This is a genomic window from Ruegeria sp. HKCCA6837 (assembly GCF_013034475.1).
Taxonomy (GTDB): Bacteria; Pseudomonadota; Alphaproteobacteria; order Rhodobacterales; family Rhodobacteraceae; genus Ruegeria.
Genome location: NZ_WQGD01000001.1, coordinates 784023 through 796337 on the forward strand (window position 1 = coordinate 784023; position 12315 = coordinate 796337).

General features: G+C 57.6%; 12 protein-coding genes. 6 read left to right on the plus strand and 6 right to left on the minus strand.

All coding sequences use genetic code 11. From position 1 onward, the window contains the following. The first annotated feature begins 11 nt into the window (after positions 1-11). From GOV91_RS03870 to GOV91_RS03885, 4 genes are all read left to right on the plus strand, one after another. Entirely contained in the window at positions 12-1376 is a 1365-nt protein-coding gene (locus GOV91_RS03870; RefSeq protein WP_171234496.1) for a pyruvate dehydrogenase complex E1 component subunit beta, read from the plus strand. Between the two features lie 3 nt (positions 1377-1379). Further along, positions 1380-1865, plus strand: coding sequence for a hypothetical protein (locus GOV91_RS03875; RefSeq protein ID WP_171234497.1), 486 nt, complete (start codon positions 1380-1382; stop codon positions 1863-1865). 14 nt (positions 1866-1879) lie between these two features. Beyond that, positions 1880-3190 carry a pyruvate dehydrogenase complex dihydrolipoamide acetyltransferase gene (locus tag GOV91_RS03880; RefSeq protein WP_171234498.1) on the plus strand — a complete coding sequence of 437 codons (1311 nt, stop codon included), beginning with the start codon at positions 1880-1882 and terminating at the stop codon, positions 3188-3190. 154 nt (positions 3191-3344) lie between these two features. Then, a complete protein-coding gene (locus GOV91_RS03885) occupies positions 3345-3587 on the plus strand; it encodes a hypothetical protein (protein WP_171234499.1) in 243 nt (80 codons plus the stop codon). Positions 3588-3594: 7 nt separating this feature from the next. Here GOV91_RS03885 and cysE read toward each other — a convergent pair whose 3' ends face one another. Beyond that, complete coding sequence (gene cysE / locus GOV91_RS03890; RefSeq protein WP_171234500.1) at positions 3595-4404, minus strand: serine O-acetyltransferase; 810 nt, start codon at positions 4402-4404, stop codon at positions 3595-3597. 84 nt (positions 4405-4488) lie between these two features. Between cysE and GOV91_RS03895 the strand changes: the two genes are divergently transcribed. Beyond that, positions 4489-4827 (plus strand): TraR/DksA C4-type zinc finger protein, encoded by a 339-nt coding sequence (locus tag GOV91_RS03895; RefSeq protein WP_171234501.1) that lies wholly within the window; start codon positions 4489-4491, stop codon positions 4825-4827. On the opposite strand, the gene GOV91_RS03900 is transcribed toward GOV91_RS03895, so the two are convergent. Genes GOV91_RS03900 through GOV91_RS03910 form a run of 3 tightly spaced genes read right to left on the minus strand, consistent with a single transcriptional unit; the run spans position 4808 to position 7829 of the window. After that, complete coding sequence (locus GOV91_RS03900) at positions 4808-5104, minus strand: hypothetical protein (protein WP_171179643.1); 297 nt, start codon at positions 5102-5104, stop codon at positions 4808-4810. The two genes, GOV91_RS03895 and GOV91_RS03900, sit on opposite strands and share 20 nt — an antisense overlap. Beyond that, entirely contained in the window at positions 5104-7563 is a 2460-nt protein-coding gene (locus GOV91_RS03905) for a glycoside hydrolase TIM-barrel-like domain-containing protein (protein ID WP_254440587.1), read from the minus strand. Before GOV91_RS03905 ends, GOV91_RS03900 begins: the two co-directional genes overlap by 1 nt. Beyond that, positions 7560-7829, minus strand: a complete 270-nt coding sequence (locus GOV91_RS03910) for a hypothetical protein (RefSeq protein WP_254440588.1) — start codon at positions 7827-7829, stop codon at positions 7560-7562. Before GOV91_RS03910 ends, GOV91_RS03905 begins: the two co-directional genes overlap by 4 nt. Before the next feature lie 591 nt (positions 7830-8420). On the opposite strand from GOV91_RS03910, the gene GOV91_RS03915 reads away from it, so the two are divergent. Beyond that, positions 8421-9686 (plus strand): DEAD/DEAH box helicase, encoded by a 1266-nt coding sequence (locus tag GOV91_RS03915; protein ID WP_171234502.1) that lies wholly within the window; start codon positions 8421-8423, stop codon positions 9684-9686. Positions 9687-9771: 85 nt separating this feature from the next. Here GOV91_RS03915 and mltG read toward each other — a convergent pair whose 3' ends face one another. After that, positions 9772-10929 (minus strand): endolytic transglycosylase MltG, encoded by a 1158-nt coding sequence (gene mltG, locus GOV91_RS03920; protein ID WP_171234503.1) that lies wholly within the window; start codon positions 10927-10929, stop codon positions 9772-9774. Then, positions 10930-12195 (minus strand): beta-ketoacyl-ACP synthase II, encoded by a 1266-nt coding sequence (gene fabF, locus GOV91_RS03925; RefSeq protein WP_171234504.1) that lies wholly within the window; start codon positions 12193-12195, stop codon positions 10930-10932. Between the last annotated feature and the right edge of the window lie 120 nt (positions 12196-12315).

Here is a 12315-nt window from a genome sequence, read left to right on the forward strand (position 1 = left end):
ACGAATAAGACATGGCAACCGAAATTCTCATGCCCGCCCTTTCGCCCACAATGGAAGAGGGCACGCTGGCCAAGTGGCTGGTTAAGGAAGGCGACACTGTATCTTCAGGCGATATTATGGCCGAGATCGAAACCGACAAGGCGACGATGGAATTCGAAGCGGTCGATGAAGGGATCGTTGGAAAAATCCTGATCGCTGAAGGGACCGAAGGGGTCAAGGTGAACACCCCTATCGCGGTTTTGGTGGAAGACGGCGAAGACGCCTCTGCCCTGCCCGCAGCGGCTCCTGCAGCAGAAGCGGCAGCCGAGGCTAGCCCCGCAGCGGCCCCTGCCCCCGCTGCTGCACCTGCCGCACCGGTGGTCGATCTGTCGCCTGACTGGCCTGCTGATGCAGAGATGAAGTCTGAAACCGTCCGCGAAGCACTGCGCGACGCGATGGCCGAGGAAATGCGCAGCGACGAAGACGTCTACCTGATGGGTGAAGAAGTCGCCGAATACCAGGGAGCGTATAAGATCAGCCAAGGTCTGCTGGACGAGTTCGGCAGCAAACGCGTGATCGACACCCCGATCACCGAACATGGGTTTGCAGGTATCGCTGTTGGTTCGGCCTTTGGTGGTCTGAAGCCGATTGTCGAGTTCATGACCTTCAACTTCGCCATGCAGGCGATTGACCAGATCATCAACTCTGCCGCCAAGACGCTTTACATGTCAGGCGGTCAGATGGGTTGCCCAATCGTATTCCGTGGCCCCAACGGTGCTGCCGCGCGCGTGGCTGCTCAGCATTCTCAGGATTACGCTGCCTGGTACATGCAGGTACCTGGACTGAAAGTTGTGATGCCCTATTCGGCCGCGGATGCCAAAGGTCTGCTGAAGTCGGCAATCCGTGATCCCAACCCCGTAGTTTTCCTGGAAAACGAAATCCTCTACGGGCGCTCTTTTGAAGTACCGCAAGTGGATGACCTGGCCATCCCGCTGGGCAAGGCGCGCATTTGGCGCGAAGGGTCCGACGTGACCATCGTCAGCTTCGGTATCGGCATGCAATACGCGCTTGAAGCCGCCGACAAGCTGGCCGAAGAAGGCATCAGCGCCGAAGTGATCGACCTGCGCACCATCCGCCCGATGGATACCGGCGCGATCATCAACTCGGTTATGAAAACCAACCGTCTGGTAACCGTGGAAGAAGGCTGGCCGCAGGGTTCCGTTGGCAGCTACATCAGCTCGGTGGTGATGCAGGAAGCGTTCGACTATCTCGACGCCCCGGTCATCAACTGCACCGGCAAGGATGTGCCAATGCCCTATGCCGCGAACTTGGAAAAGCTGGCGCTGATCACCACCGATGAGGTGATCGCCGCCGTCAAACAAGTGACCTACCGATAGGCGATGACCCCCGGGAACGTACATAATCCTGCGGGCGTGGACTGGCTGTTTGAAAGCCTCGTCTCCGCGCGCAAGGATAACAACCGCAACCTGCTTTATGTCTGTGCGGCGTTCCTGGTGGTTTCCTTTGTCAGTATTGCGTTCAATCTTGAGGCCCTCGACCAGATCTCTTTCGATCTGCTATCGGTCGAGGGCAACCTGACCAGCGCTTGGCCGATCCGAGCCATGCTGTCTGTTGCCTGTGTCGTGTCTTATGCCTCGGTCATTTACATCGTACTCGAGCAACAGCGCCTGCAACTGGGTATGGACTATCTGGCAACCATTGAACACAGCGACGCCGCAGCGCTTGGTCTGTTCACCGAGTGGCTCGAAAAGAACCATCCACGCGTCTCGAAGGCGCGCTCTGTGGTCGTGGGGGTGTTCGTCACCTTCTGCGCGGCCATTCTCCTGATCGACATCGCAACGCTGATATACTCATTTTCGAAGTAAGAGGACATGAAGACATGCCCACCGAAATTCTGATGCCCGCCCTATCCCCAACTATGGAGGAAGGCACGCTTGCAAAATGGCTCGTCAAAGAGGGCGACGCAGTTTCGTCCGGCGACCTGCTGGCCGAGATCGAAACCGACAAGGCCACGATGGAGTTCGAAGCCGTTGACGAAGGCACCATCGGCAAGATCCTGATCCCCGAGGGGTCTGAAGGGGTCAAGGTAAACACCGCCATCGCGGTTCTGCTGGAAGACGGCGAAAGCGCGGATGACATCGCTGCAACGCCTGCCGCAGCGCCTGTGGCTGCACCAGCGGTCGCTGCGGGCACAGAGGCTTCTACGGCAGCGACAACTGAGGCGCCTGGACCTGCCCCAGCTGCTTCGGCCACGGCAGATGGCGGTCGCATCTTTGCGTCACCTCTGGCCCGTCGGATCGCGGCACAAAAAGGTCTGGATCTTTCGCAGATCAGCGGCTCGGGGCCGCATGGCCGCATCGTCAAGGCAGATGTTGAAAGCACCACGGCGACCGCTGCTACGACTGCTGCGGCACCGGCCCCAACTGCGGCTGCTTCGGCTCCTGCTGCGGCACCTGCCGGCCCCTCGGCAGATATGGTCGCACGCATGTACGAAGGTCGCGAGTACGAAGAAATTCAGCTAGACGGTATGCGCAAGACCATTGCCGCGCGTTTGGGCGAAGCCAAGCAGACCATCCCGCATTTCTACCTGCGTCGCGACATCAAACTGGATGCGCTGCTCAAGTTCCGCAGCCAACTGAACAAGCAGTTGGAAGGCCGTGGCGTGAAGCTGAGCGTCAATGATTTCATCATCAAGGCCGTCGCAAACGCGCTGCAACAGGTTCCAGCCTGCAACGCAGTTTGGGCGGGCGACCGGGTGCTGCAATTGAAACCTTCGGACGTGGCTGTTGCTGTTGCGATCGAAGGCGGCTTGTTCACCCCGGTTCTGCAAGATGCTGACATGAAGTCGCTGTCCGCCCTGTCTACCGAGATGAAAGACCTTGCAGGCCGCGCCCGTGAGCGCAAATTGGCCCCGCATGAATACCAAGGCGGCACCTTTGCCATCTCGAACCTAGGCATGTTCGGCATCGATAACTTCGACGCCATTGTGAACCCGCCGCATGCCGGAATTCTTGCTGTAGGGACCGGTGTGAAAAAGCCTGTTGTCGGAGATGATGGCGAATTGACCGTGGCAACCGTGATGTCTGTCACAATGTCTGTGGATCATCGCGTCATCGACGGGGCGTTGGGGGCGGAACTTCTCAAGGCCATCGTCGACAATCTGGAAAACCCGATGGTCATGCTGGCCTGAGGAACTGAATCATGCCCCCGTCCAAGCTCTTGCCGGGCGGGGGCATCCTATCTCTTGGCGCCGAATTGAGCCCACGTGATCGGCGCATCAATTGCCTAAAGCAGTCTGCTCTCCCACCTTGTTCTTTGAGATTAAGACAGAAGGAGAGTGCGCTGTGACCCGCAAGAACCTTGTTCAAAGCCTGATAATTTTGGCCTTTCTGACCGGAACGGCATCAGACGAGGCGATTGCGAAACCGAACAGTTATCCGGGTGAGCACTCGAAATTCAATTCCAACGATCCTGCGGCGATTGCCGAGCAGAAAGCTGAACAAAAGCGGCGCAAAGAATTGCGTCAGCAAAAACGAGAGGAACGCAAGCGCAAGCGGTTGGAAAAACGCACCAACCGCTTGAAGTGATTTTTACCTACTGGTCTTTGCCCAGCATATGATCCATCGAAATTGCGGGTTGGTCACATCCCGCCTCGCCCACGATCTTCGCCGGGATACCTGCAACAGTTTTGCACGCTGGCACGGGTTGCAATACCACCGAACCGGCAGCGATACGGCTGCAATGGCCCACTTCGATGTTGCCCAGCACTTTTGCCCCGGCTCCAATAAGAACGCCGTCACCAATCTTGGGGTGACGCTGTTCCTCTTCCTTGCCGGTCCCACCCAGCGTTACAGAGTGCAGCATTGAAACATTGTCACCCACAACAGCAGTCTCACCAATCACAATCGAATGCGCGTGGTCGATCATGATACCCTTTCCGATTTTTGCGGCTGGGTGAATGTCGATTCCGAAAATCTCGGACGAGCGCATCTGGAAGAAGTAGGCCAGATCATAGCGACCTTTGTTCCACAGCCAATGCGCGACGCGATAAGCCTGCATGGCCTGGTAGCCTTTGAAATACAGGATTGGCTGCAAAAGGCGGTGGCATGCTGGATCACGTTCGTAAACAGCCATTAAATCGGCCCGCGCCGCTTCGATCACATTGGGATCATCACCGTAAGCCTCATCGACAATCTCGCGCAGGACCATCATCGACATTTCGTTAGAACACAGCTTGGCCGAAATCCTATAGGAAAGCGCGCGCTCAAGACTGCGGTGATGCAGGATACAAGCGTGCACAAGGCCGCCCATAAGTGGCTCTTGTTCAACGGCCGCATGGGCCTCGGATGTGATGCGGTTCCACACCGGATCGACCGGCGTCACATGGCTGCGCTTTTCAAACATGGCTTTTGATCCTTTGCTGCGCCTAGAATGCCATTTAGTGGCAAAAAGACCAAACGCAAACCCATGATCTGCTGCGCAACAAAAATGAATGAGTCCGAAAGCACATATTTCGAAACAAAAATTCGCGAGCGGCTGGCCGAGCTTGAGCAGCTTTCTGCGTCAGCCCTAAAGGCGCAGGCGGTGGTCGAATTGGATCAGCAGGCTATTGGGCGGCTGAGCCGAATGGACGCCTTGCAAAACCAGGCGATGGCAAAAGCACAGCAGGCCAACCGCGACATTGAAAAGAGTCGGCTTCAAGCCGCTTTGGTACGGATTGAGGAGGAAGAGTACGGGTATTGCGAAGATTGCGGCGATCGTATCCCGGATGGGCGGTTGTCTTTGGACTTGGCTGCCAGCAAATGCGTTAGCTGCGCTGCCGGGTGATCAGAAATCTGGACAGATGGTGCAAAACCGTTTCAAAACACTGGCAATATTGCAAGTTGTCGAACCCTGGCTCATCTGCCAGGGCTCTGTTGCGAGCAACGGCCATGAGAGAGCCGTTGCCGTGAATGGGATGAAGCCGCCCGGTGTTTTTAAGATGCTCGTCGGCCAGTTCCGCCTCATGGATCATCCGAACACATAGACGGGTCCGTTCCGCTTGCGGCACGGTCAGCAACGCGCGCGCCGCTGCGCTGACATCTCCGTGCAGGACTGGGCGCATCAGATCACCAGCCCCACTGTCAAACGCGACGACAAACCGGGGCCATAGATCGCCGACACCTGCGCCACATTAAGCTCGTACGCGCCAGTGACCCCATCCGCCGCCTTCATGGACGCAGAATAAGTCCAGTACGGCTCGGCGATGAGTTCTTCGCGCATCAAGGTGCCATTGGCACGGATGCGCACAAGGTAAGATTCGCTTTCCTCGCCCAATGGAATCTCAAATCCCGACCAATCGTCAGCGTCAAGACGCGGGCGCCGTATCCAGCTAAATGCATCACCGGATAAGCTGGATTGCACACTCAAGTGCGCCGGAGAGTAAGGGCGCAGTCCGTTACCATCAAACGAGGCGATCAGATGTTGGAAAGACGGGTCATCATAGCGTCGGTTTGCCGGGCCGATCCTATAGTGCTTGGCCATTCGACGTTCATTGCGTCGCAAGTTGATCTGCTGGATCTGCGTGTTCAACAACACAAACACGGACCCATCCGGCCAGACATCCGGCATCAGCGCATCCGTACCCAGTTGCCCCCTGAGACGGCCGCTCAGGGCATAAACACCGGGCGCTTCCAGGGTCGCGTCAGAGAACTGGAATACCTCCCAATTACCGGGCGACCCATCACCGATGGCCGCCAGGTTAACGCCATTCAGAACCGATCCGCGCGTACGCGATTCCAATTGACCCGAGACAAGCTTGACCCGCAGCGCGGGGCCTTCGTCCCAAACCCCCGTTTTGGCGCGGTGCAGTGGTGTTTCCGTGGTGCCAACAACTGCCTGCCTTTGGATGATGTCGCTTAAAGTGTACGATTCGTCACTGGACGAAGAGTAAACAACAGCGGCACCAGGCCAAGGATCGCCCGACACGGCAAGATACGGAGCATGCGGCGTTTCCGCCCCGGTGATCAACGGCAGATCCAGAAAGATCGGCAATACAGGCGTTGGCGCGGCATAGGGTTTGACTGTCGGCCTGTCATCTTTCAATTCCGACGCTTTATAGACGCCTTGTTCAACCCGGACCGCCTCGGCCAATTGCAAGTCAGATGTTTCCAGACGGTCGATGCGATAGATAGGGCTGTTTACAGCATCCGATAACCGAACCAGGTCCCCCGCCCCCAGATGCAATTGCGAAGGTGGCAATGCAAACCTGAGAGTATCACGCGCAACCCGAGCTTCGCTGAGCCATCTTTCGGCTGTCTGACGGCCTTCCGTGCGTGTCATCGACAAGGGCATTTCGTTCACGGACACAGCATGGGTTTTATCTTCGGGCAGCACGGCTTCTTCGGCAACCAGTTCATGGTCGGAATCTGACTGCACAAATCGCAGACGAACCCGCCCGGTCATTTCGGCTTCGGCCTCGCGCCTGTGTTCCAGCGTACCCTCCAGATCGCTGCTTACAGCCAGATGATCGGAGTCCAGCGTGACCGCACCGTAGCCGTCGCGCATCTGGAACCGTAATTGACCGTCCCGTTCGATCGCGTCGAAACCATACCGCAGCATCAAAGGCTGCAACGCAGATCGCGCATTGGTCACATCTTCGATGACATATCCCCGAACCACGCCATAAAGCCGCGAGACGTCAATATCCGTCACACCTGCCCCATGGCATATTTCGGTCACGACAGATGCAAGCGTGCGCGATCCGGACCGCCCGTTCAGCCAATGCCCACGGGCATAGTTCTTACCATCATCCCACTGTCTTTGCAGATTGGGGAACGTAGGAAATGGACGAGTGTCCCAGGCCCAGACGTAAGCGTTCGCCAAGTCCAGCATCCGAGAGCCATAGATATGTGACACAGGATTGACTGCGGGATCGTTCCAATACCCAAGAGTCGCCGTCAGGTATTGCGCCTGAATGAAATCATCCCGCAATCCGTTCGAATACGCAGGCAAAAGCGATTCCGAAGACTTAGGGTCCAGAAACTTGTTGGGCTGGTTGGTACCTTTGTCAATTGCTGCACAGCCTAGTTCATCCACCCATGCTGCATCGAACTGCGGTCCTCTCAACCCCTCCGGGTCATGCGCCGAAAACGCCTGCGCCTCGGCCCCGTTGGGCCAGATCAGTTTCCGTTCCGACGCTTTCCACGCAGGTCGACGATCCGGCGGCGAGCACTGCAATATCCCGCTATCACCAAAGATCATCACATCGCGCACCTGATCAAAAGTCTCACCGACCAACGCCACACGACTGGCCTCACCACGATCCAACGGTTTCGACCCTTCAACCATCGCCCGCACCCATTCAGACCCGGCGCGCGTCTTGCCCGCGCCGCGCCCGCCCATGATCACCCATGACCGCCAGTCGCCCTCGGGCGGCAACTGATGCGGCAGCGCCCAGAACTCGAACAGGAAAGGGAGGGCACACAGCCCCCCCTCCCCGATCTCACTCAGAAATCTCTCCCGCACCGCAGCATCGGCGGAGGCGAGCCAACCTGCACCCGATTTCAAATCGAGCGCGCTCAAGGTCGAGCGCGTACCCCCCTTTGGGCAATTCCGGTTTGTCTGTGATGTTGTTCGACAAAGCTTGTCTCCACTTTCTGACAACTTCGGATCAGCCCCTCTAACTGCCCGAGTTGCTTGGCTGAACCAGCAAGATCTGCATCCTCCCCGGCACCGATCTGTTTGCGCAGGTCTTCCGCCGCTTGCCGCAGATCGCGAATGGACCTCTCAAGCGACTGCAACAAATCAGCCGTCTGGGAAATCCGCTCTTCCGGGGTAATCAAAGTCATGTTTGCCTGTGACCTCATGCGTGAGTTTTCTCCGCACGAGAGAAACGAAAAACGGCCGCCGGGTTTCCCCGTGGCCGCTGCCCACTTCTTCTAGCATGACACAACTCATATGGATTTAAGTTAGCAATGTCAATTGGTTACGCAACACGAACGCAACAGGGAGCGTACGCAGAAGTAAGATCTTCAGCCCCCAGCATAGCTGCTTCGCGAATACTGCTCTCGTTGAAAAACCACTAAAATCACCCTCTTGCTTCAGGAAGTCACTCAAAACCGGGCTAATAAACGCGTTAAATTTGCCACCCTCGCTGCCAACGCATGGCTCCACTTACAAATGCTAGCTTGACAATCCTTCCCTCAACCCCCATTTGCCGCCAATCAAAGCGCTGCTGCGTGAGCTTGCGCGGACCTCTTCCGCCCTACAGCGCCCGATCCATATTACAGTTCCCCATCACGCAGGGTTCTTGACGCGACGACCGGATAGCGCAGGGTGCGCCTGCCCGTCCCGAGGTCTCGCACAACCCTGCTGGTCGCCGCGCGCGACCCTTCACGACCTGTCCGTGGGCAATAGCTCAGGGCATAAAGGATAGTTTTTTGTTCGACTTCGACATGCTGGGCCTTGCCCCCGCACTCAACAAAGCACTGAAAAGCGCCAATTTCACACAACCCACCCCGATCCAGAATCAGGCCATTCCGCTGGCGCTGGATGGGCACGATATCCTCGGGCTGGCCCAAACCGGTACAGGCAAGACACTGGCCTTTGGCCTGCCTCTGATCGACCAGCTGCTGGCTCAGCCGGGAAAACCTGATCCAAAGACAGCCAAAGCGCTGATCCTTGCACCGACCCGCGAACTGGTGAACCAAATCGCCGACAGCCTGCGCGTCCTAACCAAAGGCTCCAAGATGCGTGTGGCGACCGTTGTGGGCGGACAATCGATCAACAAGCAGATCATGTTCCTGTCCCGTGGCACCGATATTCTGGTCGCAACCCCCGGTCGCTTGATTGACCTAATGGACCGAGGCGCGGTTGACCTTGGAGCGGTCCGGCATCTCGTGCTGGACGAGGCAGACCAGATGCTTGATCTTGGCTTTATTCACGCATTGCGTCGCATTGCACCCGCTTTGGGAACGCCGCGTCAAACCATGCTGTTTTCCGCGACCATGCCCAAGCAAATGGAAGAACTCAGCCGAGCCTATCTGAATAACCCGCAACGGGTGCAGGTTTCGCCTCCGGGCAAGGCCGCCGATAAAATTACTCAGTCCGTGCATTTCGTCTCAAAACCCGAAAAGCCAGCCAAACTGCGCGAGATTCTCTCACGAGACAGTAATGCCCTAACGCTGGTGTTTTCGCGCACCAAACACGGGGCCGAGCGGTTGATGAAGGGACTGGTGGCCGACGGCTACAACGCCGCTTCGATCCACGGCAACAAAAGCCAGGGGCAACGCGACCGCGCGATCAAGGCGTTTCGCGCAGGCGAGGTCAATGTCCTGGTGGCCACCGACGTCGCCGCCCGTGGTATCGACATCCCAGGTGTTGCCTATGTAATCAATTTCGACCTGCCCGAAGTCCCTGACAATTATGTCCACCGTATCGGCCGCACAGCCCGTGCCGGGCGCGAAGGTGAGGCTATTGCCTTCTGCTCTCCGGAAGAAGTCGATTTGTTGCTTCAGATTCAGAAGCTGATGAAGATCGAAATTCCGGTGGCAAGCGGCTCCATGCCCGAAGGGATAGAAACTCAAAAACCGGCGCGTCGCCAGAACAACCGCCGCCGGGGGTTCAAGCCCAAACCGGCAAATGGTGCTGGCAAACCTTCAGGGTCAAAAGGTCGACGTCCCCGCCGCAGGCGTCCTGCTGCGTAACGCCCACACCTAATGCAAAATGAATCGCCGACGTCAGACAACCCTCTGACGTCGGCGTTTCTTTTGAAAGCGTTTAAGGTTCGGATTAATTCCCCGAGTTCCGCTCGGCTTCAATCTCGCGCCACTTGGCTACGTTACGATTGTGCTCCTGCAACGTCTCTGCAAACGCATGACCGCCGGTACCATCGGCCACAAAGAACACAAAGCTGGTGTCATCCGGCGCAACAGCAGCCTCAAGACTTGCCAAACCTGGGTTCGCAATCGGGGTCGGCGGCAACCCATCGATTTGATACGTGTTCCACGGCGTTGGACGGTTCAACTCGCTGCGCCGCAAACCCCGACCCAAAGTGCCCTGCCCTTTGGTCACGCCGTAGATGACCGTCGGGTCCGTCTGCAACCGCATCCCTTGATTCAGGCGGTTCACGAACACGCTGGCTACTTGGCCACGCTCTTCGGGAACTCCGGTTTCCTTTTCGATGATCGAAGCAAGGATCAGCATCTCTTCGGGGCTTTCCAGCGGCAAGCCATCCTGACGGTTTTCCCAGGCCGCATTGATCCGAAGCTGCTGTTTATCTTGCATGGATTGCAGGACGTCATTGCGGTCCTGACCGGCCACAATGTCATAGCTGTCTGGGGCCAACATCCCCTCGGCCGGAATCTCAGTCACTTCTCCGGCCAGCGCCTCGAAGGACTTCAACGCCTCAACCACCTGCCACGAGGTCACGCCTTCGGCCAACGACACACGATACCTGGTATCGGCCTCGTTGCGTTTTTCGATATAGGTTTCTGGCGCCTCTTCCTCCAACGCATCGAAAGACGCGATTTCATCAAACTCCAACGTCGCGGGGTTCAGCTCGCGCACCCGTGTCTGGGCACGGGTCACGCCGATGCGGTATTCGATCTCGGATCCGCAGGTGCTGGCACCGCTGCTGGTAATCTCAGCGATGATCTGCTCCATCGACGCGCCTTCGCGCACCAGAAAGCTACCGGCTTTCAGCTGCTGCGCGCGGTCGGTGTAATCCGCTGCCATCCGGAACAGCGTCGCATTGCTAATCGCGCCCTGATCTTCCAGTTCCTGACTGACACGCGTCATGTTCGATCCGCTTCTGACCTGCAGGCAGATTGCGGTTTCAAGCGGGCCTTCCGCCTTGTACTGGGATTGCCCCCAAAGGATCAGACCGCCCATCAGGAACAGGCCGACCACCAACATGGTCAGAGCATTCGAAGCAATGGCCCGCCACATTTAGCTGACCTTTCCAAAGATCACGCTGGCATTGGTACCGCCAAACCCGAACGAGTTTGACAGAGCCACGTTGATCTCACGCTCGCGCTTGGCATTCGGTGCCAGATCAATCGGTGTTTCGACAGCCGGGTTGTCCAAGTTGATCGTCGGCGGCGCAACCTGATCACGGATTGCAAGAATCGAGAAAATTGCCTCAATCGCGCCCGCAGCCCCCAGCAAGTGCCCAGTGGCTGACTTTGTCGATGTCATTGTGGCGTTTGCCGCATGATCACCCAGCAGGCGTTCCACCGCCCCCAGCTCAATCGTGTCGGCCATCGTAGAGGTGCCATGCGCGTTGATATAGTCCAGATCATTCGGCTCCAGCCCGGCACTGCGCAGTGCGGCCTTCATCGAGCGTTCGGCTCCATCGCCATCCTCGGACGGTGCGGTAATGTGATAAGCGTCGCCCGACATGCCATAGCCCAGAACCTCGGCATAAATCTTGGCGCCACGTGCCTTGGCGTGCTCGTAATCTTCCAACACAACAATTCCCGCGCCCTCGCCCATGACGAACCCGTCGCGGTCGACGTCATAGGGACGGCTGGCTTTCTTCGGGTCGTCGGCATATTTCGTTGACAAAGCTTTACAGGCGTTGAAACCTGCAATCCCGATCTCGCAGATGCAGCCTTCACCACCACCTGCAACCATGACATCCGCATCACCTGCACGGATAATACGGCTGGCATCGCCAATCGCATGGGCACCAGTCGAACAGGCAGTCACAACAGAGTGGTTCGGCCCTTTGAACCCGTGGCGGATCGACACCTGACCCGAGGCCAGATTGATCAGAGCACCCGGAATAAAGAACGGCGACACCCGGCGCGGACCTTTGTCACGGATCAGATTAGCGGTGTTGGCAATCGAGCCCAACCCACCGATACCCGAACCAATCAGAACACCTGTTCGCAGACGGTCTTCTTCATCTTCCGGCAACCAGTTTGCGTCCTTGCAGGCCATTTCCGCAGCCGCGATCGAATACAGTATGAAGTCTTCGATCTTGCGCTGTTCTTTCGGCGGCATCCAATCATCAGGATTGAACGTTCCGTTGGTACCATCCCCGCGCGGCACCTCGCAGGCATAGGTCGTTGTGACCCCGCTTGCCTCAGCGTCGAAATGCGTGATGGGGCCTGCGCCGGATTCCCCGTCCAGCAACCGCGACCATGTTTCCTCGACCCCGCTGGCCAAAGGAGTGACCAATCCAAGACCGGTTACAACGACTCTGCGCATGAAGTGCCTCTTGCCTGCTTCCTGTTATGAGAACCGCTCATACCCCGGCCCGGGGTCCGGGGGCAAGAGCAAGGGCGATTTCCGCACCGGCATCCAGCCGCCGATCACCCAGAGAAACGC

Excerpts from the sequence above, each read along its gene's own strand:
- cysE (WP_171234500.1), bottom strand. The coding sequence starts at position 4,404 with ATGTTTGAAAAGCGCAGCCATGTGACGCCGGTCGATCCGGTGTGGAAC.
- GOV91_RS03900 (WP_171179643.1), bottom strand. The coding sequence starts at position 5,104 with ATGCGCCCAGTCCTGCACGGAGATGTCAGCGCAGCGGCGCGCGCGTTG.
- GOV91_RS03895 (WP_171234501.1), top strand. The coding sequence starts at position 4,489 with ATGAATGAGTCCGAAAGCACATATTTCGAAACAAAAATTCGCGAGCGG.
- GOV91_RS03910 (WP_254440588.1), bottom strand. The coding sequence starts at position 7,829 with ATGACTTTGATTACCCCGGAAGAGCGGATTTCCCAGACGGCTGATTTG.
- GOV91_RS03875 (WP_171234497.1), top strand. The coding sequence starts at position 1,380 with ATGACCCCCGGGAACGTACATAATCCTGCGGGCGTGGACTGGCTGTTT.
- mltG (WP_171234503.1), bottom strand. The coding sequence starts at position 10,929 with ATGTGGCGGGCCATTGCTTCGAATGCTCTGACCATGTTGGTGGTCGGC.
- fabF (WP_171234504.1), bottom strand. The coding sequence starts at position 12,195 with ATGCGCAGAGTCGTTGTAACCGGTCTTGGATTGGTCACTCCTTTGGCC.
- GOV91_RS03870 (WP_171234496.1), top strand. The coding sequence starts at position 12 with ATGGCAACCGAAATTCTCATGCCCGCCCTTTCGCCCACAATGGAAGAG.
- GOV91_RS03880 (WP_171234498.1), top strand. The coding sequence starts at position 1,880 with ATGCCCACCGAAATTCTGATGCCCGCCCTATCCCCAACTATGGAGGAA.